A 25,715-nucleotide genomic window follows, 5' to 3' on the forward strand; every position below is an offset into this window, starting at 1 on the left:
GCAACTTACCATAAACAAAACACTAACGATAATCATTATCACCATTCGGATGAATGTCGTGATAAAAGCAGCATTTTCTTCATCTCACAGGCCAGGGGCCGTTCTGAGCGGGGATAAAAAATCATCAAAAGACTTGTTAACAGGTCTTCTATTGCTTATTTTAAAGACCTATTAACCGTCATTAAAGGTCTGTCATGCCGAATATTATATTGAGTGATACCAGTGCTAGCGTCAGTGAACTGAAAAAGAACCCGATGGCGACGGTCAATGCTGGCGATGGTCTACCTGTCGCTATTTTGAACCGCAACCAGCCTGCGTTTTATTGCATTCCTGCGGATCTCTACGAAAAAATGCTGGATGCGCTGGACGATCAAGAACTGGTTAAGCTAATCGGTGAACGTAAAAACCAGCCGCTGGTTGACGTGGATTTGGATAGTTTCCTATGAGCTGTAGCGTCAAATTCAGGGAAGATGCGCTGAAAGAATGGCTCAAGCTCGATAAAACCATCCAGCAGCAATTTGCCAAAAAACTAAAAAAATGCTGCGAAAATCCCCATATTCCTTCGGCAAAGTTACGGGGGGTGAAGGACTGCTACAAAATAAAGCTCCGAGCGTCAGGCTTTCGTTTGGTTTATGAGGTTATTGACGACATATTGACTATCGCCGTAGTGGCGGTAGGCAAACGTGGGCGCAGCGGTGTTTATCATCTGGCGAGTGAGCGAATGAGATAACCACATTAACCTGGGAATAAAAAAACCTGAGAATAAAAAAATGCCGGCCAAATAGTTCACTATTCAACCAGCACATTTTCGTTTTTCAGAAAAGCAGTAAGACCCGCTTTCCTACTCCATCATCGCATCGTCACAAACTCTTCCGACGCAGTCGGGTGAATGGCGACGGTGTTGTCGAAGTCTTTCTTGGTTGCGCCCATTTTGACGGCGACCGCGAAGCCTTGCAGCATCTCATCCATACCAAAACCGATGCCGTGGATGCCGACGATTTTTTCTTCTTTACCCACGCAGACCAGCTTCATACGGCACGGCTGGCGGTGCTGCGTAACGGCGGTGTACATCGCGGTGAAGGCAGATTTATACACTTTCACCTGATCGTCGCCGTACTGCTCACGCGCCTGCGGCTCGGTCAGCCCAACGGTGCCAATCGGCGGGTGGCTAAAGACGACGGTTGGGATGTTGCTGTAATCCAGATGCTCGTCCGGCTTGTTATTAAACAGACGTTCGGACAAACGACGCCCCGCCGCGACAGCAACCGGCGTTAGCTCAACCGCACCAGTGTTATCACCTACGGCATAAATGCCAGGAACGTTGGTGTTCTGGAATTTATCGACATTGATGTAGCCTTTGTCGTTCAGCTCTACACCGGTGACGCTCAGGTTCAGGTTATCCGTCGCGGGTTCACGACCAACCGCCCAAATCAGGCAATCGACAGTTTGTGACTGACCGTTTTCCAGCTCCAGCGTCAGGCTGCCATCCGCGTTCTTCACAATCGCTTTCGGGATCGATTCGGTATGCAGCGTCGGCCCTTCGGTGTTCATCACTTCCACCAGCGTATCGACAATCAGCGGATCGAAGCTGCGCAGCGGTGCGTGTTTACGTACAAACAGGTGAGTTTCAGAACCCAGCCCATTCAGCACGCCGGCAATCTCTACCGCGATATAGCCTGCACCGACGATAGCCGTACGCTTCGGCAGTGCATCCAGTTCAAAGAAGCCGTCAGAATCGATACCGTATTCCGCACCGGGAATAGCAGGGTGAACCGGACGACCACCCGTCGCGATCAGGATATGGTCAGCCGTAATTTTCTCGCCGTTCACTTCCACCGTGTGCGCATCGACAAAGCGGGCAAAACCGTGGATGACATCGACCTTATTCTTGCCCAGCACGTTATCGTATGACTGGTGGATACGATCGATGTAAGCGCTACGGTTCTTAACCAGCGTGCCCCAGTTAAACTGGTTTACCGTGGTATCGAACCCGTAATCCGGCCCGTACTGATGGATCGCTTCGGCAATCTGCGCCGCATGCCACATCACTTTCTTCGGCACACAGCCGACGTTGACGCAGGTGCCGCCCAGATATTTTGCTTCGATCAACGCACATTTTTGTCCATACATCGCCGCGCGGTTGATAGACGCGATACCGCCGCTGCCGCCGCCAATAGCAAGATAGTCATAGTGTTTGGTCATCAGTGTATCCATGCTTAAGTGAATAAAATTTGCCTAGAGTGTAACGCCAGAGCCATACGCCGAATCAAGGTTATGCCTATGGTTGTGATAGGAAAAACCAACCATGTCACCCATCGCAACGGTGCGCATTACTCCGGTACGATTTGCTCCACCAGCGTATGTCCGGTGCCTTCTGGTACCAGTACGCTATGCAACCACGGCAGCACGCTCTTCATCTGAGATGCCAGTTTCCACGGCGGGTTAATCACAATCATGCCAGACGCCGTCATGCCATAGCGATCGCTGTCCGGCAGCACTGCCAGCTCAATTTGCAGAATGTTGCGAATGCCCGTGGCTTCCAGCTCTTTCAGCATGCGTTTGATGTGCTGACGCAGCACCACCGGATACCACAGCGCAAAGACGCCAGTCGCAAAGCGCTTATGCCCTTCCTGAATGCCTTTCACCACAGCCTGATAGTCCGTTTTCAGCTCATACGGTGGGTCGATTAGTACAAAGCCGCGACGGGAAAGCGGCGGCAGCTGGGATTTCAACTGCTGGTAGCCATCATCACGCAGCACTTTGGTACGCGAATCCTTCTGGAATTCATTGCGCAGCAATGGGAAATCGCTGGGGTGCAGTTCAGTCAGGTGAAGTTTGTCCTGTTCACGCAGCAGCTGGCGCGCAATCAGCGGGGAGCCGGGGTAATAGCGCAGTTGGCCGTTGTGGTTATAGGTGCGTACGGCCTGCATGTAAGGTTCAAGTTCAGCCGGAATGTCGTCACGCTGCCAGATTTTCGCGATGCCATCCAGATACTCGCCTGTGCGTTCGGCGTGTTCGCCGCTGAGCTGATAGCGACCCGCACCCGCGTGGGTATCCAGATACAGGAAAGGTTTCTCTTTCTCTTTCAGGGCAGTGATGATCAGGCTCTGAACGGTGTGTTTCAGCACGTCGGCGTGATTGCCGGCATGGAAACTGTGGCGGTAACTTAGCATGCTTGCTTTCCGGTGAAGTTTTTATAAATAACGTCGATTAACCGACAGTATAACCGCCTGCGACGGAAAATATCCCGTCAAACGCTCCCCTCTGCGAGCCGCCCCGCAAACCAGCCATTTTTATCGTCTTAAATCAGTAAATTGAGAAACATGGCCGTTTTTCATTCGATTGAAAACTACCGATATTCAGGCAGATAAAGTACGATCGCACGCTAACCATGATGGAATTGGACGTTATTCTGATGGAACCTGAATATCAGCGCTGGCTGATGGCGCTTTCCGCCCCGATGGTCGCACTCAACATCAAGTACGGTGCCCGCTTCTACGAGCCGACCTTTTATGAGCCCGGTGAACCCGTCAGTCTGAGCAACAGCTGGGGCATCACTTCCCGCGAAGGCCTGATCTCAATGATTAACGATATGACAGACGGCGGCCACGCCGAGCGTCTGGCGTATTACTATCACCTTTGGCACCACCTGACGGCATCCGAATGGCAGCAGCACTGCGCCAATCAATCTGAAGACGTACAGGGTGCACTCGCGCTGGTGAGCGAAACGGCCGCGCTATGCGGTGAAGGCGGGATCCGTGCCTGGGATCTGGGGCGCATGAGTTTCCTGAGCCGCATCGGATTACTCAACGGCTGGATTAGCGAGAAAGAGAACCTGTGGATTCACACCCGGCTGGCCGACAGGGCGCGCTACTACTACCGCAGTTGGGAGAATTATTACGCGGCGTTCTTAATCGGCCGCACCTACTGGCTCACCTTGGATGAAGAAGACCCTGAGTGCCAGCGCTACATTTTCAGCAACGCTAGCCAGAATCCTGACTACATTGACCAGATCGGCACGCTCTATACTCACCCGGACTGCCCGATTCATGACCTCGACTGGGATGTTGATCCGATAGAAATGGATAAGCCCGAGTCCTTACCAGAAGCAGAAATATAATGGACACACAATGCTGGCAGCGACTAGGCATTGAGCCGACTCAGGATCTGGATGTTATCCGTCAGGCTTATCGTCAGAAAGTACCGCAGTTTCACCCGGAAACCGACCCCGAGGGCTTTAAACAGCTGCGCGATGCGTACGACACCGCCTGTAAGCTGGCGAAGAATCCCGTACTGTCGGGTGAAGAAGAGCAGACCCCCGCCGAATCACAAAACGCCTCCTCGGCAACCGAGAAGGCCTCCGCTGAACAGGAAGAAGCGCTGGTTAACGCGTTTGAGCAGTTGTTAAGCAACCCAGCCGAACGTTTCGTTCCGCTGCACTGGGAGCGCTACATTCAGCTGTTGAATCAGCAGGATTTCGAAGTGATCGATCGCATTCGCTGGCCGCTGCTTCAGCGCTTGATGAGTGAGTCTTGTATCTCAATTCTCTGTGTCCGCATACTGGCCGAACGCCTGCGCTGGCAACAGCGACAAGGGGAGCTGTCCGGCGACGGGGTGGAAGATGTCCGCCACTTCCTCGACTCACTCGGCTATGAGGATCTGTTCGATTTTTCCCTGCTATCGCACCTGAATCTGCCCGCACAGTTGGAAACTATCTTCTATTTCCAGCAGGCCAATGGCATGTACTGGAATCGGCCGGCGTTCATGCTGGGCACCCTGCTGCGCACCCCGACCGCAATTTATTGGCCCGATAGCCCTACGCTGATGCAAAAGCTCGTGCGCTGGCACAGCCACGCCGGTGTACCCAACGCCATCCTGCGCGATTACTGTCTACAACAGTTGGATGCGACTCCACACGACGCGGAATGGCTCGAACTCAGCGCCAGCCTCTGTTCGCTTACCGGAGAAAACGAGCAGGCCTTTACGCTGTGGCTGACGCTTTATCAGCAAACCCGCCATGCACAGGCGGAACAATGGCTGATTAACTGGTGCAAACAGCATCAGCCGGATGCGCTTCCCTTACTGATTCAGTCGTTCAACTATACGCCAGCGCCAGACCTGACAGGGTTAGCGCTGGACGATCCGCGCCAGCGTTTCTTCATTTCTCAGCACAACACCCAGATGCTGATACGCTGGGGGGAGGCGCTGAAACTGCCGCTGTCGCCTATGGCAGAAAGCTATGCCCGTTGGAAGCTGGGCAAACAGGATTTGCAGGATATCTACCGACATCTGCTGCTGCACAGCGGGGAGGCGATTCAGGATCGCCTGTATTGGCACGCCAGCATGTTAACCGTGGGTAATGAACGCCTGTTGCAGGACATTCTGGCGCAGCCGTTGCCCGAGGAACCGCTGTATGCGTTGATCTTACAGGGATTACAGTTTCAGGCGACACAGCGCCTATCCTGGCTGCACACTTCCGGCGCGATTCACGCCTTCACGGAATGGCTGTATTCGCCGTCAGAAGAAACGTTGCCCAGCATATTCACTAACCAGAAATCGTCCGCCTGGCTACAAGCGCAAACCTGGCTGCGACAATGGCGTCCGCTGTCGCTGAATCAGTTGAACAAGCTGTATCGCAGCGGCATACATACGGAAGACATCGACCCGATCAACGATTGTCTGGTCGAGCTATCCGCACGCTACCAGTGCGATGTGTCTCTGGTGCCGCAAGGAGCGGAGACACCGCAGGATCTCAGCGCTAAAGAGGAATTGAGACAGGCTATTCTGATCGCATTAATGATGACCGATCCAACCTCTTGTCTGGGTTTACCGCGTCAATCGGTGCTGCCCGAACTGGCCTTAACCCACCCTGCACATTCGCTCTCTCGGCTCTTCCGCAAGGCAGAGTGCCACGATGGTGATGCGGTAACGCCGTTGAAAAAACAGCTGGAACTCACCGATCCGCTGCACTATCACTGCTGGATGAACTTCCCCGCGTCTATTGAGGAATATCTCAGCAGCAGGGAGACTTACAGCGAGTCCGCTGCAAGCCATTTTTATCTTACCGATGAGCATTGGCAGGCGGAACTGGCGAAATCGCCCATCATCTACCAGATCTTTTTCCACGCGTGTTATGCCCTTATGGGAGAGGAAGAACAGGTCGGGCAACACCTTGAGCGGCTGGCCGCTATTTCCGTAGAAAGGGAGCAGGAAGATGCGATCCGCACTGCCTTTACCGAAGGGTCGGATGAACTGGAGAAACAGCTAAAACAGCTCTCCGACGACAAACGGGTCACGCTCATCGGCAAGCTGATTCAGAACTGTGCGAAGGATGACACGTCATTATTCGATAACAGCGATCAGGAATTTCTAACCGAACATCTGTCCTATCCGCACGAAGACGTTACGCTGAGATTGGTGTCGAAAGTGCTGCTGCAATGTGCCGATCGGCGTGAACGTCAGTTCCAGGCATCACAGGCTAAAAAGAGCTACTGGTGGCAACTGTGGCGCACGAACGCTCGCATCGGCCGTCTCGGTTTTCTGATGCAGGCCGGGTTGGGAAGCTATTTTCTCTATCGCGCGAGTGACTGGATTGGGTCGCCACCGGCGTTTATTGAAGGGCTGCTGATGGTGCTCATCGTGCTCAATCTGCTGAGTGCGACGCGTCGACGCTATAACGATATCGGTTCCAATATGCCGTGGGTGATGAGTTTCTTCACCCTACTCATACCGCTGTTTCTGCTGCTCCCCTTGCTGACACCGAGTCTTAAGCGCTGGAACCAATTCGGGCCGCCGCCGGCTGGCAAGAAAGTCGAAACGGACACCACGCCTAGCTGACGACAGTGAATCGGGCGGCGTAGCAATGACACGCCGCCCAAATATCAACGAGATACCTCATCCAGATATTGCTCAATACGCTGCCGCGTTTCGTCAATCGCCGGAGAGTATTGCCCTGCCAACACCTGTTCAAAATCCCGCAGCCAGAAGCCAATCTGTTCCCGCTCTTCCATACGCGTCTGCGCCCAGGCTTTTTCCAGCCGCGCCAGCAGGTTGCGGTTCATCAAGTTATCTCTGGGGTGGATCTTCAGCGCTTGCAGTTTCTGATGACTTTTCTGCTGCTGCTCGGCACTCAGGCCGGTCGGACTGCGATCGATCACTTTCGTGAAATTATCGCCGCTGTCCGGCAGATTAACATCCACTTCCAGCAGCCCATTGATGTCATAGCTGAAACGTACTTCAATGGATTGCTTATACGATTTCGCTTTTATCGGCATGGTGAATTCATCGATAAACACGTTGTTATCGACGTAAGGGCTTTCCCCCTGATAGATCGCGATGCAGATATTGTCTTGTCCGGCGGAACCCGTGGAAAACGTCTCGACCCGCGAGGTCGGCACCACCGTATTGCGCTCCAGTATCGGGGAAAACAGACCGCTTTGTTTGTCGTTGGCGGTTTTAATCCCGAGGGTATACGGGCAAACGTCCGTCAGGATCACTTCTTCGATGTCCTGCTCACGCAACCGACAGGCGGCCTGCACCGCCGCGCCTTTGGCGACCACGGTATCGGCATCCAGATGCTGATAAGGTAATTTGCCAAACAGCCTGGCCACCAGCTTCTGGATAACCGACATCTTTGATGCCCCGCCGACCAGCACCACATGGTCTAGCTGCTCAGGCTTCAGGCGGGCATCATGCAGCGCCTGTTCTATTGGCGCGCGAATGCGGTTCATCAACGGCAGCCAGGCGGCGTCGATTTCTTCATTATCCAGTACGATGCGCCATTCTTCCTCGCGCCAGTGCCATACCAGCTCATTCGATTGAGAAGGAAAGCCAGGCTGACATTTTAACGCTTCTGCGAGGCTGTAAAGACGTGCCAGATCGGTCGCGGGAATCGCCGAATCCTCAAGTTTCCACGCATTCAGACAGGTTTTCACCATCACCTGCGTGAAGTCTTCTCCACCCAGATAGTTGTCGCCCGCCGAGCTGTGTACTTCGATTAGCGGAAACGCGTATTCCAACACGCTGACGTCAAAAGTGCCGCCGCCTAAATCGAAGACCAGCGAACGCCCTAACTCCTGCGTGTGTAAGCCATAGGCCATAGAAGCAGCGGTGGGTTCATTGATTAAGCGAACGGCATTCAGATCGGCCAGTTCTGCCGCAAAACGCGTCTGCTTACGCTGTTCATCGCTGAAGTAGGCTGGCACCGAGATCACCACATCCTTAATGGGGTGCCCGAGGTAACTTTCCGCATCGGCTTTGAGCGATTTCAACACCATGGCCGACAGTTCGGCGGGAGAGAACGTTTTATCCCCGAGTCGGAAGGCTTTCTTACTCCCCATGTAACGCTTAAACAGCGACGCCGACACCTGCGGGTGCGTGGTCAAACGGGAAATCGCGGGTTTACCAACCAGAATGCTACCGTCTTCATCAATACTGACGGCCGAGGGCGTGAAGTGATCATTCAGCGCATTCGGTATCAGGTGGGCCTCGCCATGTTGCCAAACGCTAATCAGGCTGTTCGTCGTGCCCAGATCGATACCAATCGCCAGAGAAGCGTCTTGCGGGTGCGTCATGCTGTTATTCCTTATTTAACCATTCCGTACACTACTTATTCCCAGAGTGCCCATCAGGCGCAGATCAGTAGCCCGTTCGGCGAGCAGGGCAATAGTATATACATACTGATCGGGAAAAGACCGCGCACGACAGATTCAGGAATATTTTTCAACAGATCTGGTGAGTGATAAATAAGCGTTATATTATTTACTATATAACGATCATTCACGGAGCATTATCATGGGAAACCATTTTGAGCGGGGCGTCCTCGCGGGGCTGAGATCCGCCAACCCAAAATCCACCAACGACATTAATCCCTACTGCTACGACTATCGGCGCGGCTATATCTGTGGCTATGCTCACAATTTGGCTGAAACCAAGGGCGACCGCCAGCAGGCCGCCTTCGAGGCAGGGTTGTTGTCACGCCGCTACGGGCTGGAGCGGGAGAGAGTCGCAGAGTTCTTTACCGAACAAGGCAACCCGTACGCGATTCGGTTTTTTTTATGCAGGCTATGATGCGCACACGCCGCGCTAGTGAACGCCAGTTAGCGGCGCGCTTCCCGTAAATCAAAGCTAATGGGGATGGTGATGGTGAGCTGCGCATTATCCCCTATCACCTCTGCTGGCGGAGCCGGAAGCGGCTGAGCACGCTGCGGCAAGGCGACAGATTCCTTATCCAGCGGCATCACGCCGCTGCTGCTGGCTAACGAAACGGCCAGCACGTTCCCCGTCCGATCCAACGTCACGCGAATCTGGGCGACGCCCTGCAATCGCTGCCGCACCGCCTGCGCCGGATACCGTTTATAGCGGCTCAGGTGTGCCAGCAGTTGGCTGCTCCAGTCCGCCACCCCTTTGTGCATCTGCGCGGCATCGCTGTTATACGGCGCAGCAACTTGCTGGCTGCTGCCCGGCAGCGGCGCGCTGGTGACGGGTGCGGGCGGTTTTTCCGATGGCGCAATCTCTTCCTGTGGCGTGGTCTCCTGCACCGGTTTTTCCATTTTTTTCTGCACTTTTTTCTGCGGCTGCGGCTTTTCCTTTTGTGCCGCCGCTATCACCGGTTTCGGCGCGGGCGCAAGCAGCGGCACCTCCTGCGTCATTTTTTCCGGCTGAGTCGCCGCTTCTTGCGGCGTGGACAGCGTCTGCTGCGGGCCGACAGGCGCATCCTGAGGGCTGGGTGTTGATTGCACACTATCCGCCACCATTAACATCATGGCGGGCGGCGGCGCTTCAATGGAAGAATCAAGCGCATGGTAGCTAATCCAGACAATCAGCCCGGCGTGTAGCGCCAATGCCAGCAGCCAGCCGCTCCCCCAACGAACCGTCGTGGCGGGCCGCACCGTATTGTATTTCAGCGTCTGTGCAGCCATTAGCCTACTGCCCCTCGCCGTGGAGAAAGGGGGGCACTCTCAATGAATGGGGCTCTGAGGAGATCATCATGCGTTCTTCATCACATCGTTAGGTATAAAACGGACAGCAGATAATAGTAAGTCGTTCAGCTACGGGGATCGGGCAGAAAAAAAGTGAAAACAGCATAAAAAGTAATGTTATTACGTTTTAGCAGGATATTTTATCGCGCAGCAATCTGAACCCAGTAGCGAGAGAAATAACGTACCTGTACAGGGAGCGCCTCGACCAGCGCCGCTAAAATATTATCGGTATCCGACAGCGGGAAGACGCCGGAAAACCGCAGGCTCTCCACCTCAGACTGGCAACGAATGATACCGCTGCGATAGCGACTCAGTTCATCAACAAAATCCACCAGACGCTGATTATCTGCCAGCAGTTGTCCTTTCACCCAAGAAGGCTCTGCCTCCGTCGTCGCTATCTGGCCACAGCGCTGCGTGGTGAACGTCGCCGTCTGCCCGCTTTTCACCACCTGTATATCCTGACCGTTCTGCTGCGGATGAAGCCTTACCGCGCCGTCATACACCGCCACCTGCGTGTGTTCATCCTGTACTCGCAGACTAAAGCGCGTCCCCAGCGCCTGCACTTTTCCCTGTGCCGTCGTCACAATGAAAGGACGCGGATACAACGCGGCCTTCTCCACCTGACCGGTTTCGATCATGACTTCACCGCGAATCAGCGTGAGCTGGCGTAGGTCATCACCGTAGGCCACATTCAGCGCCGTCTGCGTATTCAGCAGCAGCGTCGTGCCATCATCCAATACCGCATGGCGCTGTTCACCGACCTGCGTCTGGTAATCCGCCGTCAACGACTGCCAGAGGTCGGTGCGCGATCCCGCCACGCCAGCGCCGCCGGTCAGACAGAGAATCGCCAGCGCTTTGAGTACGCTGCGACGCTGCATACCGTTAAGCGTCGACAGGCTCTGGTGTGCTGCCCGAGCGTTAAGCTGACCGAGATTGGCACACACGGATTCGATATGCTGCCACGCCTGTTCGTTATCCGGCGAGGCTTCCCGCCAACGCTGCCACTCGCGGCGATCCTGTTCCGTGACGCTGTCGGACATCAGTTGCGTCAGCCACGCCACGGCTTCACGTGCGCTGTCCGGCTGAATCGGCTGACCCTGTCGGTCACGATAAAAAGTGCGATCGTTCATAGTGGCAGCGCAAAGAAACACTGGAGGTTGGCGCGTTGCAGATACTGTTTCACCGAACTGCTGGAAACCCGCAAGCGTTCGGCGATGTCGCTGTAGCGCATACCGTGGAGATGCGCCAGCAGAAAAGCTTCCCTGACCGGCGCTGGCAGGCCGTCTAATGCAGCATCAAGCTGTTCAAGAATTTCGAGGGTAAGCAGACGCGTTTCTGGAGAGGGCATACAGGCATCCGGCTGCGTGCTCAGCACATCCAGATAGGCATCTTCAATCTTTTTACGGCGGTAATGGTTGGCGACCAAACGGCGAGCCACGGTAGCCAGAAACGGGCGCGGCTGGCGAATAGTGAGCAGTTCTGGGTTCATCAGCACGCTCAGGAACGTGTCCTGTGCCAGATCTTCCGCATGCTGGGAGCAGTCCAGTTTATGACGCAGCCAGTTACACAACCAGCGGTGGTGATCGAAATAGAGCTGCTGGGCAAAGTCATTAACGCTGGCCGTCGCTTTCCTCACCATCGAACTTTACCCCAGAGCACTATTTAAACATAAGAATGATAATCGTTCTTATTTATGTTTTTTCCCTCTGACTGTCAAGTTCCGAAATGAAAATTATTCAAATTTGCTGAATTTGCATTACGCCCATGCAACATCATCCGCTAACGGGGCGGCGAGCCTAACCGCCCCGAACATCGCAATCAGAAACGCTGTAACACGCTGATTTTCACGTTACGTCCTACGCCGGATACGGATTCGCCCAGATACGGGTAGTAGTCAGTATTCAGCAGGTTATCAACCGTCACACGCGCTTCGAATCCTTTTATCGTCTGCGGCTGCCAACTGGCAAACAGACCATGCAGCACATATCCCTTCGTCTTCGGTAACGCCCAGCCAGAAGCGAGCGGGTCGCCATCTGTAGGTGAACGATCCTGCTTGCGCACAAAGTCCCCCGTCCAACCTACGGCCATATCCAGACGCGGAATTTTGGTGCCCAGCGTGGCGTGTGCTGTCGTTGGTGGGATTTCGGCAACCCAGGTTTTATTGCCCCACGGATTACGCGGAGATGCATCACGTTCTCCACGAATCGAAGAGAAAGACAGGCTGCCAAACAGCCAGCGGCTGTCGTAGAAGGATTCAATCTCAACCCCTTCAATGGTATATCCCGGCAGGTTGCGGTAAACCGACAACGGCCCGGCGCAGGAGGAATTGCTGCCCGTCTGGGAAGATGCCGCGCAATAAACACCGGTGCGTTTGAAAATTTCGTTTTTGCCACGGTTACGGAACAGCGTGGTGCGGATTTGCAGACTGTCTTCTTCCAGCATCAGGTTGTTGAAGTCCAGAATCGCCCCCAGCCGAAATGCTTTGATGCTTTCCACGTCCAGATTACGGCTACTTCCCGGCACACCCGAGGTCGCTGACTGCACTTCATATTGTTCATCAATGACGGGCGCACGCCAGGTACGGCTGGCATCGGCAAACAGCGACAGATTGTCCGTCGCCTTCCACAACGCCCCAATGCGTGGCGACCAGCCGGTATAGGTCACGCTGTTGTAGTCATGCCCCGCAGCCGGGTTGCTGCTGTTATAACGCGGAGCAACGTTGGGCCGCCCAGTATTGGTCACATGGTCATAACGCACACCCGGCGTAATCGTCACGCTCCCCAGCGTCACAGCGTCTTGCACATACAGGCTACGCGTTTCCTGATCGCCAGCCGGCATATAGTAAGGCTGTAAATAGCCGTAGTTATACTCGGCGTTATTCTTACCGGATGGATAATAGATCAGCGTGTCGCGCTTATGCTGGTGCCAGCGCATACCCACCAGCAGTTTATGATCGAGCGGGCCGGTCGTGAACTGGCTTTCGTTACTGACCTCCGCCAGCTGATCTTTATAGCTCACCCAGCTTTCATTCCCCAGCGTTCCCAGAAAACTGTCTTGTGACGCCGAATCAGGGCGTTTGTCATGCTGTTCGGTTTTTGAGGTGGCAAATGACGCCGTCAGATTCAGCCACGGCTTATCCTCCGGCGCAAAGTTCCATTTCAGCGAGTAGTTCTTATCCACCTGATCGCGGTAAACCAGCTTGCGTAGCCAGGCTTCTTCCCAACCGTAGCGATCAATGTCCCTTTGTGAAGGTGCTGTCATATCATCACGCTTCGCAGCAAACGGCTGCCAGCCGTCAGATTCGGAGCGCATGGCAGAGAGCGTCAGCGTCTGAGCGTCCGTCAGATAGATGTTAGTCTTCAGTAAATAGGACGCCATATCGCTGGTCGAATAGACAAAGCGCGTGCCGTCAGGGCGTTCGATGTTGTCGCCATCGCGCTTGCTCATGTAGAGCAGGCCATCAGCCATTCCGTCTTCCGTGCGGCCATACAGCGCGCCACTGTAAATATTTTGCCGATCGTTGGTGTGATAGCTGTATTTGGCCATCCCGCCGAAATTTTCTCCCGGTAACAGCAAATCGCCAGCGTCTTTGGTATCAACGTGAATCGTGCCGCCGAAGCCGCCGTTGCCGCTGCGAATATCATGCGGCCCTTTATCGACGTCGATCCGCTTAATCAGCTCAGGCTCAATAAACACCGAGCCCTGACGGTATTTCTCAAAGCCTTTTGGCGCGCCGTCCAGCACGACTTTGACGTCTTCCATGTCGCCCATGCCCCAGATATTCAGGCTTTGCCCACCCGGACGGGGAGACCCCGCCATCGATACGCCGGGGAGCTTATCGAGCAGGCTGGCAATATTATCGGCCTGGACGCGGTCAACATCGGCCTGACGCAACACCGAACGTCCGGCGGCGGCGCTGTCCGATGTTCCGCCAACAACCGACAGCGTCGGGATCATCAGGCTGCCGTCGCTTCCCACGGCGGCAAGCGTGGATTCCAGCCGATAGCCCGTGGCCGTCTGGACCGCACTCAGTCCCGTTCCCGCCAGCGCAGCCGCAAAGGCTTCCTGAACGGTGTAAGTTCCCTGCACGCTCCCGCTGGTTTTATTCTGTGTTTGATCGGGAGAAAACGTGAGAATGACATTGGCGCGGCTGGCAATAGCCTGCAACGTAGATCCGAGCGGCCCTGCCGGAATGGAAAACGCCACTGTCGGTGCTGCGGCAGAAGCGACCGTTTCCGCCGCCAGCGTCGAACTGACCGTTCCGGCACTCAAGATCAACACGCCGGACAGCGCCAGATGCACTGCCCGCGCTACAGCCAAGGTAGGTTTATGCGCGATGCCCCCACCCTTATGATTATTTATCGCCATTGTCATTCCCCTGAAATATTGAAAAAAAAGACACATCAGGTAGGTCACGCGAAAAACCAAATCGGGCAGAAAAAGTGCAAAAAATTTCAGAGAAACGTCTTTAGCACAGTGTTAACGACCGCGTTCAGGTAACGTACGGGATGCTTTATGACGAAAAAACGCACCGTTGCTCACGAGGTGCACCGCCTCCGCCATTGATTTTCACGGCGCTTGACCTCATCTTAGTGATTAATCCGCAGTAGATATCCGCCTTGCCGGCCTTTATTCAACAGATTCCACTTACCGGCAACGAGATCACCCACAATTATCAGGACGGCACCATGACGAATCCATTACTGACCTCATTTACCCTGCCCCCGTTCTCCAGCATCAAAACGGAAGATATTGTCCCTGCGGTGAAGTCCGCACTGGATGAATGCCGCGAGACGGTAGAACGCGTGGTGGCGCAAGCGGGGCCGTTTACGTGGGATAATCTGTGCCAACCGCTGGCAGACAGCGACGATCGTCTTGGCCGCATCTTCTCCCCCATCAGCCACCTGAACGCGGTGAAGAACAGCCCAGAGCTGCGTGCGGTTTATGAAGAATGTCTGCCGCTGCTGTCTGAACACAGCACCTGGGTCGGCCAACATGCCGGACTCTATCAGGCCTATCGCAGCCTGCGCGACGGCGAGCACTATGCCGCATTGAGCCTGGCGCAGAAAAAATCCGTGGATAACGCGCTGCGCGATTTTGAGCTGTCCGGTATCGGCCTGTCGCCGGAAAAACAGAAACGCTACGGCGAAATTTCCGCTCGCCTTTCCGAACTTGGTTCGCAGTACAGCAACAACGTGCTGGATGCCACGATGGGCTGGAGCAAGCTGATTACCGACGTCGCCGAGCTGGATGGCATGCCGGAAAGCGCGCTGGCAGCCGCCAAGGCGCAGGCTGAAGCCAAAGAACAAGACGGCTGGCTGCTGACGCTGGATATCCCAAGCTACCTGCCAGTGATGACCTACTGCACCAATCAGGCGCTGCGCGAAGAGATGTACCGTGCCTACGGCACGCGCGCCTCCGATCAGGGGCCGAACGCAGGTAAGTGGGACAACAGTGAGGTGATGGCAGAAGAGCTGGCACTGCGTCACGAGCTGGCACAGCTGCTGGGCTTCGACAGCTATGCGCACAAGTCGCTGGCGACCAAAATGGCGGAAAACCCACAGCAGGTACTCGACTTCCTGACCGATCTGGCGAAACGCGCTCGTCCACAGGCGGAAGAAGAACTCGCGCAGCTGCGTGCCTTCGCCAAAGAACACTACGGCGTAGAAGAATTGCAGGCCTGGGATATCACCTACTACAGCGAACAGCAGAAGCAACACCGATATTCCATCAGCGACGAGCAGCTTCGCCCATACTTCCCAGAAGAACGCGCGGTGAACGGCCTGTTCGAAGTGGTTAAACGCATCTACGGCATCACCGCCAAAGAGCGTAAAGACGTCGATGTCTGGCACCCGGACGTTCGCTTCTTCGATCTGTTCGATGAAAGCGGTGAACTGCGCGGCAGCTTCTACCTCGATTTATACGCCCGTGAACACAAGCGTGGCGGAGCCTGGATGGACGACTGCGCGGGTAAACTGCGTAAAGGCAACGGTGAACTGCAAAAACCAGTCGCCTATCTGGTCTGTAACTTCAACCGTCCGGTCAACGGCAAACCCGCGCTGTTTACTCACGACGAAGTCACCACGCTGTTCCACGAATTCGGTCACGGCCTGCACCACATGCTGACCCAGATCGATACCGCCGGTGTCGCTGGCATCAACGGCGTACCTTGGGATGCGGTCGAACTGCCGAGTCAGTTCATGGAAAACTGGTGCTGGGAACCGGAAGCACTGGCCTTTATCTCCGGCCACCACGAAACCGGTGAACCGCTACCGCAGGAACTGCTGGATAAAATGCTGGCAGCGAAGAACTATCAGGCCGCGCTGTTCATTCTGCGTCAGCTGGAATTCGGCCTGTTCGATTTCCGCCTGCATGCCGAGTTTGATCCTGCGAAAGGCGCACAGATTCTGCCGACGTTGGCCGAAATCAAAGCGCAGGTGGCCGTGGTGCCAAGCCCAAGCTGGGGCCGCTTCCCGCACGCGTTCAGCCACATCTTCGCGGGCGGCTATGCCGCAGGCTATTACAGCTATCTGTGGGCGGACGTGCTGGCGGCGGATGCTTATTCCCGCTTCGAGGAAGAAGGTATCTTCAACCGTGAAACCGGCCAGTCATTCCTGGATAACATCCTGACCCGCGGCGGCTCCGAAGAGCCGATGGAGCTGTTCAAACGCTTCCGTGGCCGTGAACCTCAGTTGGATGCCATGCTCGCGCATTACGGCATCAAAGGATGAGCATCTGCTTAATCGCAGAGGAAGGCGCCGATAGTGGCGCCTTATCTTCTCTGGCCGCACGCTGGGGTCTGGTTTCCGATCCCGATGCGGTCATGGCGCTGGTGCTGACTGCGGAACGTCTGGAACTGCGTAAGCAGGACGAACCGAAGCTCGGTGCTATTTTCGTGGATTTCGTTGGTGGGGCGATGGCGCACCGTCGCCGCTTTGGCGGCGGACGCGGCGAGGCTGTTGCCAAAGCTGTCGGTATCAAAAAAGATTACCTGCCGGATGTCGTGGATGCGACGGCCGGGCTGGGGCGCGATGCCTTCGTGCTGGCCGCATTAGGCTGCCACGTACGCATGGTGGAGCGTAATCCAGTGGTTGCGGCACTGCTGGACGACGGATTGCAGCGTGGCTATCGGGACGCAGAAATTGGCCCATGGCTACGGGAGCGGCTGACGTTGCTGCACGCGTCGAGCATGACCGCGCTGCGCGATATCACGCCGCCGCCGGATGTGGTTTATCTCGATCCGATGTTCCCACATAAACAAAAGAGCGCGCTGGTGAAGAAAGAAATGCGGGTGTTTCAGTCGCTGGTGGGTGCGGATGACGATGCCGATGCGCTGCTGGAGCCCGCCCGTGCGCTGGCGAAAAAACGCGTCGTGGTGAAGCGGCCAGACTATGCACCGCCGCTGGCTGGCGTACCGGCACAGTCTATGCTGGAAACCAAAAGCCACCGTTTTGATTTCTATCTTCCCGCCTGAACAATCTCATCGCCGCGACGCTAAGCGTATCGGCGACTAAAAACTTAGCCTGCTTCGCATTTCCTACGCTGCTTTTGCAAAGTCTGTGGCACTAATGAGAAGCAAATCGCATAATTCCACGCTATCACCTTTTATGACACTAAGATGACATAATGAAAAAAACGCTTCTGTCACTTCTGCTTTGTTTGAGTACTTCTGCTATGGCCGCTCAAGAACCCGTCAATATTACGATTCTGGGGACATCCGATCTGCATGGCACCTTTGTTCCCTGGGATTATGCCACCGACACCGCCAACATGGCTGGCAGCCTGAGTCAGATCGCCACGCAGGTGCATAAGGTTCGTGCGCAGCAGCCGAATGTGATTCTGGTTGATGCGGGCGATACCATTCAGGGCAACTTTGTCGAAACCTTCAAGAATGACAAAACCAGCCCGATGATCCTCGGTTTTAACGCCCTGAATTATGACGTCTGGGTGCTGGGCAACCACGAGTTCGATTTCGGCCTGAACGTGCTTTCCACTTCGCTTGACCAGTTCAAAGGCACCGCGCTGGCGGGCAACATTTTTTGGGAAAGCGGTAAACCTTACTTACCCGCCTATAAAATTGTCGAACGACAGGGCGTGAAGATTGGCATCATCGGTATGGATACGCCGATGACCGCGGAATTCGCCAAAGGCACTGACCGCGTGAAAGGGCTGAACTTTACCGATCCCGTCGGGGCGGTCAAAACCGTTATCCAGCAAATCCACGGCAACGTGGATGCCATCGTGCTCGTCGCCCATATGGGCATCGATAACGAGAACCAACGACCGGGCACCGGCGTCGGTGATATTGCCCGCGCGAATCCTGAATTAGCCGCCATCGTCGCAGGCCATATGCACGTAAAAGTGGACAAAGAGGTGATTAATGGCGTGATCGTCACCGAACCGGACAGATATGGCCGCGCACTGTCGCGCATCGATTTGCAGTTTGAACAGCAGAATGGCAAATACGTGCTGATCAACAAAGACAGCTATACCTATTCGATTAAGGACGTGGATTCTGACCGCAAGATGGAAGACATCTACGAGCCTTATCACAATACCCTGCGCGCCAACGCTAACCGTCCGATTGCGCAGCTCCTCGGGCACGATCTGGTGCCGCAAGATGCCGTGAAAGGCATTCCTCAGGTACACGTGCAGGACACGGGCATCAGCGCCCTGTTCCAGGAAGCCAGCCGTCATTACGCCCCTAAAGCGCAGGTTGTCGCACTGCAAATCGATAACGACCGGCCTAAGCTGAACGTCGGCACCATCGCCGCGAAAGACATTGCCTTTAACTATCAATACGCTGGCGGCGAGATCACGGTTTATCAGCTCACCGGTAAAGAACTGAAGAAATACATGGAATGGTCAGCGGGTTATTTCAACCAGTTGCAGGATGGCGATGTGACTTACAGCTTCAATCCGCAGCGCCGCGCGTCCAAGTATTCCACCAATGATTTCTTCGACGGCGTGACGTACACCATCGATCTGACGAAACCCGCCGGGCAGCGCATCACCGACCTGAAAATGAATAACGGCACGCCGGTTACCGACGACATGCCGATTCGTCTGGGCATGAACAGCTACCGCATGGGCCACCTGACGCAGAAAGGCGGCGTGCTGGAAGGCATGCAGTTCCCGGTACTGTCGGATACTAAAGTGGAATATGGCGAAGAGGCAGGCACAATTCGTAACCTGACCATCCGCTATCTGACCGAAGTGAAAAAAGGCCAATACGAGGGTACGGTGCCGCAGCGCTGGAAGCTGGCAGGATTGCAGGGCTATGAGCGCGAACGCCGCATCATCGAATCGCTGCTCAACAACGGGAAAATCAGCGTGCCAACCTCAGACGACGGTCGCTACAGCAACGTGCAATCCATCAACGTGAAAGCATTACTGCTGCCGGATACCGCACAGAGAGAAAAACGCGTAGCGGAATTGACGCAACAGCGCGACAGCGCCACCAACGCGTTGACCAAACAGCGGCTGAACGATCAACTGACGATTATCGCGGCCATTAACTAACCGACACTTCAGCGGGAATCCAAGATCGCTGACCGCCTGTGTCGAGCGGTGATAATGGAGAGATCGTAAAGACGCTGCACAGCCTGCCATTGGCAGGCTGTATTATCTCTCGCTGCGGGCTTTCCAGCGTTCGCTCGTCAGGTAGCCGTTCACGCCCACATCCAGGAAAGGACGTGGCGGCAAGTAATTTGCCTGTCCGAGCGATTGCATATCGCCAATCAGTGGGTTGTCTTCACCTAGCGCCAAATCCGCCAGAATATGCCCGGCAGCAGTTTGCTTCGATAGCCCCGCCCCGTTACAACCTGCGGACGCGTACACATTATCGCTTAGCTGCCCCCAAATTGGCGCGCCGTTGCGCGTGACGCTAATCAATCCTGACCAGGTATGCGCCATCTTCACATCGCTCAACTGCGGGAACATCCGGGCAAAAATAGCCGCGTGACGACGCGCATGGCGTCCGGTTTCTACCGCGCTATTGACCAGCTCCGGGGTAAATTTCACATGCTCCCGAATCAGGAAACGATGGTCACGCGTATAGCGCAGCGTCGCGCTGGCTAGCGCATTGACCGGCGTCAGCCCCCAGTCCGGCATATCGCCCATACGTGCTAGCTGTTCCGCATTTAGTGGTTCCGTCAGCGTCGCGAAGGTCGCCACGGCAAACACCCGGCCATTGAACAGCGGCAGGCCGCGCGCCGCGCCGTTAATCGCCATCATCAGCTTATCCGCCTGAATCTCTCCATAGGGCGTTTCCACGCGAATGCGCGATCCAGTTTCGATATTCAACGCCGGAGAATGGGCGTAAACCGTCACGTTCTTCGGCAGATTCGCCACCAGCCCGACCACCAGCGCCGCCGGGTTTAGCAAAATGCAATTGGGGGTGTACACCGCACGATGATAGAAAGACGTGCCGAGGCGCCGGGCAAGCTCGTCTTTTTCCACCACCTGATAGGATTCACCCAAATCGTCCAATTCGCGGACATAGGTATCGATCAGACCGTTAAACGTTGAACTGACGGCGCAGTGATATTTCCCCGCCACGCTCCAGTCACACGCGATAGCATGACGATCCACCTTCTCTTTCAGATGCGCCACGCCGGACTGCAACAGGCGACGATACGCCGCCGCTTTTTCCAGCTCGGCCGTCGAACTGCCGATGTTGTGCGGCAAATCGATAACGAAACCAGAGTTACGCCCAGAGGCATTGTCGCCAATCTCCCCCGCATCCAGCAGGATAATGTGTTTATCCGGGCGCTGTTCAGCCAGACGCTGTGCAAAGGCAATCCCCGCATAGCCCGCGCCGATCACCAGCCAGTCCGCCGTTGTTTTTCCGCGCTGCTGCGGGTAATTCGGTTTATCGATAAGATCTGCCGACCAGCCATTACGATTCTGATCGAAAGGAAGATGTTTGATTTTCACAATGGTGTAAGCCTTGAAGGGAACGGGTTGTACCAGAAGACTGACGATACGCAATGCTGATTAAGATAAAGAAAGGCAGGAAGCGGTGTCCAGCAAGAAATGTCGCTAACACTTAGATAAATAAATGAAAAGTCAAAGCGCCTGCGAATGCAGGCGCTTTAAGTAAACAGTCGTTACACGACGCCCTGCGCCAGCATCGCGTCGGCCACTTTTACAAAGCCCGCCACGTTGGCACCGCGCACGTAGTTAGTCTGGCTGTTTTCACCGCCGTACTGCACACAGGCATTGTGAATATCCAGCATGATGTGGTGCAGACGCGCATCCACCTTCTCGGCTTTCCAGCCCAAACGTGCCGCGTTCTGCGCCATTTCCAGCCCAGATGTCGCTACGCCGCCGGCGTTGGCCGCTTTGCCCGGCGCAAACAACACGCCTGCATCCAGGAACGCATCGGTCGCTGGGATCGTGGTTGGCATGTTGGCACCTTCTGCCACGGCTTTCACACCGTTAGCAATCAGCGTCTGCGCCGCAGGCAGATCCAGCTCATTCTGCGTCGCACACGGCAGCGCGATGTCTACCGGTACTTCCCACGGCGTTTTGCCTGCGAGGTAGGTCAGCTTCGCTTCGCGCGCATAATCTTCCACGCGGCCATAGCGTTTGTTTTTAATCTCTTCCAGCAGCGCCAGTTTCTCTGGGGTAAACCCGCTCTCATCCACCACCGTGCCGTTAGAATCCGATGCCGTAACCACGCGTGCACCCAGTTCCATCGCTTTTTCAATCGCGTACTGCGCCACATTACCAGAACCGGATACCGCGACACTCATACCTTCAAAGCCCAGACCGTGGCGTTTCAGCATCGCTTCCGTGAAGTAGATCAGGCCGTAGCCCGTCGCTTCAGGGCGGATCAGACTGCCGCCGAACGACAATCCTTTACCCGTGAAGACGCACGCGGTGTTATTGGTCAGTTTCTTCATCATGCCGGTCATGAAACCGACTTCACGGCCACCCACACCGATGTCGCCCGCCGGAACGTCCGTATCCGCGCCCAGATGACGATACAGCTCCGTCATCAACGCCTGACAGAAACGCATGACTTCGCCCTGGCTTTTCCCTTTCGGGTTAAAGTCCGAGCCGCCTTTGCCGCCGCCCATTGGCAACGTCGTCAGCGCATTTTTGAAGGTCTGTTCGAATCCGAGGAATTTCAGAATCGACAGGTTAACGGACGGGTGGAAACGCATGCCGCCTTTGTACGGACCAATCGCGGAGCTGAACTGGACACGCCAGGCGCGGTTCACCTGTACCTGACCTTTGTCGTCCGTCCATGCGACGCGGAACTGAATCACGCGTTCCGGTTCTACCAATCGTTCCAGCAGGCTGTAATCCGCATAGTGAGGGTTCTGCTCCAGAAAAGGCCACAGAGTGGAAAGAACTTCATTAACGGCCTGTAGAAACTCAGGCTGATGCGGATCGCGTTGTTGAACAGAATCAAGAAAACTTGCCAGAGATACGATTTGTGCCATGAACAGCTCCTGATTGAACGAATAAGTCCCCGTCTGCTTCTTTATTTTTAGACACGCAGAAGCTTGTGGGATCGGTGAAAATGATGTTGTGTCCTCTGGACTATAACACTGGCGATGGATATTTAAGCAAGCGTTTTCTTTTCAGATAAACGTTATAATCCAATGGGATAGGAAGGGTTTTTTGGCGATTTGAGAAGAGAAATTTGCTATAAGTTTTTGTTATATAACAAAAGGCACAGCTAAGAAGCCGTGCCTTTCATCACTGAAAAAAAATGCAAGAAAAGCTAATTTTTATTCGTCTTCATCATCACGCAACGGCACGATGAGCATGTCGACATGTACGGTATTAATCAGCTGACGAGCAGAAGACATCAGTTTGCTCCAGAAGTCCTGATGGTGGCCGCACAGCACGAGGTCGACATCGTATTTCTTAATCGCATCAACCAGCACCTGCCCTAAATCGCCGCTGCCGCTCAGCGTCTCGCTGATAGGGTAGCCCGCGTTCTGGGACAGCTCAGACAACGCATTCTGGGTTTCTTCGGAGATACGCTGTTGCATGTCACCCAGATTGACGTCGATAAGCCCGGTGTAGAGATCGGAGTAGTTCACATCGACGTGGATTAACGACACTTTCGCATTGTACGGTCTTGCCATTGAAACCGCTTTTTCCACTAACACTTTGCTTTCTGGAGAAAGGTCAACAGCAATAAGGATGTGTTTGTAAGCCATAATAAGACTCCTTCCGTAAAGACTAATTAAGGGTTAGCAGATATTTATCCTGCCAATCTGATACTTAACAGCGGATTACAGGATAGCACTCGTCCACGCTATCGGACTGTTCAGTCGATCACAACCCGTTTTCAAACCTGTTAATTCTATTGATAAGTGTAGTAGAAACCGCTCCTTTTCACAGTTAAATCGCGTAGCTTCTCCTTTCAGAAAGGACATTATCTTGTTGAAAATCGTCCTTCATGCCGATTGCGCCTGCCTCTCTGGCACAAACGAACATTCTTCTTCTACACTACAAGTAGGGAGCGGTGAGCCTGTCCGCCGCTCCCTGGGATGGAAAACGAGAATGGGGCTAGCCGTGATGCCGTTGGCTATCCAAAATGACAATAAAATCGTGCGCAAGCGCGTGGCATAACTATTCGTAGAAAAATGTCACAGACAAACGTCGTAGATAAGCGTCGCGGATAAAGAGTAACGCTTGTCATCGGTGACAGGTGGACAACGGGAAGGTATGGCCATCGAATCTGACGAATAGAACGACCGGGAGGGAAGCATGATTAGTACATTTGCGCTTTTCTGGGCTTTATGTATCGTCTGCATCATCAATATGGCGAGGTACTACTCTTCATTACGCGTGTTACTGCTGATTTTGCGTGACTGTGACCCGCTGCTTTACCAATACGTTGACGGGGGTGGCTTCTTTACATCGCACGGCCAGCCAAGTAAACAAATCCGGCTGGTACGCTATATCTACGCGCAACGCTATCTTGATCATCACGACCCTGAGTTTATTCGCCGTTGCGAGCGAGTGCGGGGACAGTTTCTGCTTACGACCGCCCTGTGTGGCCTTATCGTCATCAGTCTGTTTGCGATGACAATATGGTATTAAACGCGGGTACTTACACACATTAACACCATCATTGGTATGACACCATGAACGTCGATAAAAAGTAAAAAGGCGATTCCCCACAGAATCGCCTTTTTTATTTTATGCGTGATGAATTACCGCAATTAGATCAATTTCAACGCCAGCCAGTACAGCGTACCGGACATCAGCATTGAGACAGGCAGCGTCAACACCCAGGCAAGCAGAATACTTCTTATCGTTTTGCCCTGTACGCCACCACCGTCCGCAATCATCGTCCCGGCAACCGCCGAGGACAATACGTGCGTGGTGGATACTGGCATACCGGTATAGCTGGCAACGCCTATCGACAAGGCCGCCGTCACCTGCGCCGAAACGCCCTGTGCGTACGTCATGCCTTTCTTACCAATCTTCTCACCGATGGTCACTGCAACGCGTTTCCAGCCCACCATGGTGCCCAGAGACAGCGCCAATGCGACAGCGACGATAATCCAAAGAGGGGCATACTCAATCGTCTGCAGCATGTCTTTACGCAGGTTGCTCAGGTAGCGCTTATCTTCGCCCGGCGTTTCTGGCAGCTTGATCACCCGATCCATCGTGTCAGAGATACACATCAGCAAACGACGTACTCTGCTGCGATCGTCAGGGTTCAACTGGTCGTAACTTTTCAGGTTACTCAGCAGGCCCTGTGTACGGTCAATCGCAATCATCACGCGTGAACTGTCACAGTGAAACTCTTTCTGACCGTTGCCGGGAATCGTGCTTTCTGGCGTAGGAATCACTGGCGGAGACAGGTCGATAACATGCGTCAGCGCGTCGCCATGCTGCCTGTAGTATTCCTGCAAATTGACAACGGCATCACGGGTACGGCTGATGTCATAGCCAGACGCGTTCATGTTGACAATAAACCCGGCTGGCGCGACGCCAATCAGCACCAGCATAATCAAGCCGATACCTTTCTGACCGTCGTTTGCACCGTGAGAGAAACTCACCCCAATTGCCGATAAAATCAGCGCGGTACGCGTCCAGAACGGTGGCTTGCGTTTGCCGTCCTGCTTTTCGCGATCGACAGGCGTCAGATGCACGCGCTTGCGTTTTTTGCTGTTGTTCCAGAACCGACGCAGCACCAGCACCAGCAGGCCTGCAACCACCATCCCCACAATCGGTGAGAGCAGCAACGACAGGAAAATGCTGATCATTTTCGGCACGTTCAACGCATCCACAACGGAGGTATCCGTCAACAGCGCGTTGGTTAAACCAATACCGATAATGGAGCCGATCAGCGTGTGAGAACTGGAGGCAGGAATACCGAAGTACCAGGTACCCAGGTTCCAGATAATGGCGGCCAGCAGCATGGAAAAGACCATCGCCAGACCGTGCGCCGAACTCACGTTCAGCAATAAATCCGTGGGGAGAAGGTGAACAATTGCATAGGCCACGCTCAGGCCGCCCAGCAGTACACCGAAGAAATTAAAGACACCCGCCATAACAACAGCAAACTCGGCACGCATGGCGCGGGTATAAATAACAGTGGCAACGGCGTTCGCAGTATCGTGAAAACCGTTGATGGCTTCATACATCAGTACAAACAACAAAGCCAATATCAACATCAGGCCAGTGTAGTAATCCAAACCGGCAAATAAATGTAGCATAAACGTTAGGCCATTTAGTGGTCATGAACGCGGC

19 protein-coding genes and 1 pseudogene are annotated in these 25,715 nt (G+C 54.5%); 9 read left to right on the forward strand and 11 right to left on the reverse strand.

Going from position 1 to position 25,715, the window contains the following annotated elements:
* Positions 1–194: 194 nt before the first annotated feature.
* Entirely contained in the window at positions 195–446 is a 252-nt protein-coding gene (locus H4F65_RS13115) for a type II toxin-antitoxin system Phd/YefM family antitoxin (protein WP_010281712.1), read from the forward strand.
* Positions 443–730, forward strand: a complete 288-nt coding sequence (locus H4F65_RS13120) for a type II toxin-antitoxin system RelE family toxin (protein ID WP_010281709.1) — start codon at positions 443–445, stop codon at positions 728–730. The genes H4F65_RS13115 and H4F65_RS13120 overlap by 4 nt, the downstream gene beginning before the upstream one ends.
* 119 nt (positions 731–849) lie before the next feature.
* Here H4F65_RS13120 and gorA read toward each other — a convergent pair whose 3' ends face one another.
* Together gorA and H4F65_RS13130 are read right to left on the reverse strand one after the other, a co-directional pair.
* Positions 850–2,202, reverse strand: coding sequence for a glutathione-disulfide reductase (gene gorA, locus H4F65_RS13125; RefSeq protein WP_010281708.1), 1,353 nt, complete (start codon positions 2,200–2,202; stop codon positions 850–852).
* Positions 2,203–2,330: 128 nt separating this feature from the next.
* Entirely contained in the window at positions 2,331–3,173 is an 843-nt protein-coding gene (locus tag H4F65_RS13130) for a 23S rRNA (adenine(2030)-N(6))-methyltransferase RlmJ (protein WP_010281707.1), read from the reverse strand.
* A gap of 242 nt (positions 3,174–3,415) precedes the next feature.
* Here H4F65_RS13130 and H4F65_RS13135 point away from each other — a divergent pair, with 242 nt between their 5' ends.
* Positions 3,416–4,120 carry a DUF1266 domain-containing protein gene (locus H4F65_RS13135; RefSeq protein WP_234830628.1) on the forward strand — a complete coding sequence of 235 codons (705 nt, stop codon included), beginning with the start codon at positions 3,416–3,418 and terminating at the stop codon, positions 4,118–4,120.
* Positions 4,120–6,837, forward strand: coding sequence for a J domain-containing protein (locus H4F65_RS13140; RefSeq protein ID WP_010281704.1), 2,718 nt, complete (start codon positions 4,120–4,122; stop codon positions 6,835–6,837). Before H4F65_RS13135 ends, H4F65_RS13140 begins: the two co-directional genes overlap by 1 nt.
* 44 nt (positions 6,838–6,881) lie before the next feature.
* Here the strand turns inward: H4F65_RS13140 and H4F65_RS13145 are convergent, their stop codons facing one another.
* Positions 6,882–8,573, reverse strand: coding sequence for a molecular chaperone HscC (locus H4F65_RS13145; RefSeq protein ID WP_010281702.1), 1,692 nt, complete (start codon positions 8,571–8,573; stop codon positions 6,882–6,884).
* A gap of 220 nt (positions 8,574–8,793) precedes the next feature.
* Here H4F65_RS13145 and H4F65_RS13150 point away from each other — a divergent pair.
* Positions 8,794–9,088, forward strand: a pseudogene (locus tag H4F65_RS13150) (DUF2623 domain-containing protein).
* A gap of 10 nt (positions 9,089–9,098) precedes the next feature.
* Here the strand turns inward: H4F65_RS13150 and H4F65_RS13155 are convergent.
* The 4 genes from H4F65_RS13155 to H4F65_RS13170 form a co-directional block, all read right to left on the reverse strand.
* Positions 9,099–9,920, reverse strand: a complete 822-nt coding sequence (locus tag H4F65_RS13155) for an energy transducer TonB (RefSeq protein WP_010281700.1) — start codon at positions 9,918–9,920, stop codon at positions 9,099–9,101.
* 200 nt (positions 9,921–10,120) lie between these two features.
* Positions 10,121–11,110: a FecR domain-containing protein gene (locus H4F65_RS13160; RefSeq protein ID WP_010281696.1), complete on the reverse strand. Its 990-nt coding sequence runs from the start codon at positions 11,108–11,110 to the stop codon at positions 10,121–10,123.
* Complete coding sequence (locus H4F65_RS13165; protein ID WP_010281694.1) at positions 11,107–11,619, reverse strand: sigma-70 family RNA polymerase sigma factor; 513 nt, start codon at positions 11,617–11,619, stop codon at positions 11,107–11,109. Before H4F65_RS13165 ends, H4F65_RS13160 begins: the two co-directional genes overlap by 4 nt.
* Positions 11,620–11,798: 179 nt before the next feature.
* The gene (locus H4F65_RS13170) at positions 11,799–14,348 is read right to left on the reverse strand and encodes a TonB-dependent receptor (protein ID WP_010281693.1); all 2,550 of its coding nucleotides are present in this window, start codon (positions 14,346–14,348) and stop codon (positions 11,799–11,801) included.
* Positions 14,349–14,668: 320 nt separating this feature from the next.
* Here H4F65_RS13170 and prlC point away from each other — a divergent pair, with 320 nt between their 5' ends.
* The 3 genes from prlC (at position 14,669) to H4F65_RS13185 (ending at position 19,502) form a co-directional block, all read left to right on the forward strand.
* A complete protein-coding gene (gene prlC / locus H4F65_RS13175) occupies positions 14,669–16,711 on the forward strand; it encodes an oligopeptidase A (protein ID WP_010281692.1) in 2,043 nt (680 codons plus the stop codon).
* Entirely contained in the window at positions 16,708–17,454 is a 747-nt protein-coding gene (rsmJ, locus tag H4F65_RS13180; RefSeq protein WP_010281687.1) for a 16S rRNA (guanine(1516)-N(2))-methyltransferase RsmJ, read from the forward strand. Before prlC ends, rsmJ begins: the two co-directional genes overlap by 4 nt.
* 152 nt (positions 17,455–17,606) lie before the next feature.
* Positions 17,607–19,502, forward strand: coding sequence for a bifunctional metallophosphatase/5'-nucleotidase (locus tag H4F65_RS13185; protein WP_010281686.1), 1,896 nt, complete (start codon positions 17,607–17,609; stop codon positions 19,500–19,502).
* 102 nt (positions 19,503–19,604) lie between these two features.
* Here H4F65_RS13185 and H4F65_RS13190 read toward each other — a convergent pair whose 3' ends face one another.
* From H4F65_RS13190 to uspA, 3 genes are all read right to left on the reverse strand, one after another.
* Positions 19,605–20,918: an NAD(P)/FAD-dependent oxidoreductase gene (locus tag H4F65_RS13190; protein ID WP_010281685.1), complete on the reverse strand. Its 1,314-nt coding sequence runs from the start codon at positions 20,916–20,918 to the stop codon at positions 19,605–19,607.
* A 173-nt stretch (positions 20,919–21,091) separates the two neighbouring features.
* Positions 21,092–22,435, reverse strand: a complete 1,344-nt coding sequence (gene gdhA / locus H4F65_RS13195; protein ID WP_010281683.1) for an NADP-specific glutamate dehydrogenase — start codon at positions 22,433–22,435, stop codon at positions 21,092–21,094.
* Positions 22,436–22,726: 291 nt separating this feature from the next.
* The gene (gene uspA / locus H4F65_RS13200; protein WP_010281679.1) at positions 22,727–23,164 is read right to left on the reverse strand and encodes a universal stress protein UspA; all 438 of its coding nucleotides are present in this window, start codon (positions 23,162–23,164) and stop codon (positions 22,727–22,729) included.
* Between the two features lie 553 nt (positions 23,165–23,717).
* Between uspA and uspB the strand changes: the two genes are divergently transcribed.
* Entirely contained in the window at positions 23,718–24,053 is a 336-nt protein-coding gene (uspB, locus tag H4F65_RS13205; RefSeq protein ID WP_010281678.1) for a universal stress protein UspB, read from the forward strand.
* A gap of 122 nt (positions 24,054–24,175) precedes the next feature.
* Here uspB and pitA read toward each other — a convergent pair whose 3' ends face one another.
* Positions 24,176–25,681: an inorganic phosphate transporter PitA gene (gene pitA / locus H4F65_RS13210; protein ID WP_010281677.1), complete on the reverse strand. Its 1,506-nt coding sequence runs from the start codon at positions 25,679–25,681 to the stop codon at positions 24,176–24,178.
* Positions 25,682–25,715 lie beyond the last annotated feature (34 nt).

The sequence above is a fragment of the Pectobacterium brasiliense genome, from assembly GCF_016950255.1.
GTDB classification, from domain to species: domain Bacteria; phylum Pseudomonadota; class Gammaproteobacteria; order Enterobacterales; family Enterobacteriaceae; genus Pectobacterium; species Pectobacterium brasiliense.

What these genes read in the sequence shown, in the direction of transcription:
- H4F65_RS13115 (WP_010281712.1), top strand. Translation starts at nt 195, where the DNA reads ATGCCGAATATTATATTGAGTGATACCAGTGCTAGCGTCAGTGAACTG.
- H4F65_RS13120 (WP_010281709.1), top strand. Translation starts at nt 443, where the DNA reads ATGAGCTGTAGCGTCAAATTCAGGGAAGATGCGCTGAAAGAATGGCTC.
- gorA (WP_010281708.1), bottom strand. Translation starts at nt 2,202, where the DNA reads ATGACCAAACACTATGACTATCTTGCTATTGGCGGCGGCAGCGGCGGT.
- H4F65_RS13130 (WP_010281707.1), bottom strand. Translation starts at nt 3,173, where the DNA reads ATGCTAAGTTACCGCCACAGTTTCCATGCCGGCAATCACGCCGACGTG.
- H4F65_RS13135 (WP_234830628.1), top strand. Translation starts at nt 3,416, where the DNA reads ATGGAACCTGAATATCAGCGCTGGCTGATGGCGCTTTCCGCCCCGATG.
- H4F65_RS13140 (WP_010281704.1), top strand. Translation starts at nt 4,120, where the DNA reads ATGGACACACAATGCTGGCAGCGACTAGGCATTGAGCCGACTCAGGAT.
- H4F65_RS13145 (WP_010281702.1), bottom strand. Translation starts at nt 8,573, where the DNA reads ATGACGCACCCGCAAGACGCTTCTCTGGCGATTGGTATCGATCTGGGC.
- H4F65_RS13155 (WP_010281700.1), bottom strand. Translation starts at nt 9,920, where the DNA reads ATGGCTGCACAGACGCTGAAATACAATACGGTGCGGCCCGCCACGACG.
- H4F65_RS13160 (WP_010281696.1), bottom strand. Translation starts at nt 11,110, where the DNA reads ATGAACGATCGCACTTTTTATCGTGACCGACAGGGTCAGCCGATTCAG.
- H4F65_RS13165 (WP_010281694.1), bottom strand. Translation starts at nt 11,619, where the DNA reads ATGGTGAGGAAAGCGACGGCCAGCGTTAATGACTTTGCCCAGCAGCTC.
- H4F65_RS13170 (WP_010281693.1), bottom strand. Translation starts at nt 14,348, where the DNA reads ATGGCGATAAATAATCATAAGGGTGGGGGCATCGCGCATAAACCTACC.
- prlC (WP_010281692.1), top strand. Translation starts at nt 14,669, where the DNA reads ATGACGAATCCATTACTGACCTCATTTACCCTGCCCCCGTTCTCCAGC.
- rsmJ (WP_010281687.1), top strand. Translation starts at nt 16,708, where the DNA reads ATGAGCATCTGCTTAATCGCAGAGGAAGGCGCCGATAGTGGCGCCTTA.
- H4F65_RS13185 (WP_010281686.1), top strand. Translation starts at nt 17,607, where the DNA reads ATGAAAAAAACGCTTCTGTCACTTCTGCTTTGTTTGAGTACTTCTGCT.
- gdhA (WP_010281683.1), bottom strand. Translation starts at nt 22,435, where the DNA reads ATGGCACAAATCGTATCTCTGGCAAGTTTTCTTGATTCTGTTCAACAA.
- uspA (WP_010281679.1), bottom strand. Translation starts at nt 23,164, where the DNA reads ATGGCTTACAAACACATCCTTATTGCTGTTGACCTTTCTCCAGAAAGC.
- uspB (WP_010281678.1), top strand. Translation starts at nt 23,718, where the DNA reads ATGATTAGTACATTTGCGCTTTTCTGGGCTTTATGTATCGTCTGCATC.
- pitA (WP_010281677.1), bottom strand. Translation starts at nt 25,681, where the DNA reads ATGCTACATTTATTTGCCGGTTTGGATTACTACACTGGCCTGATGTTG.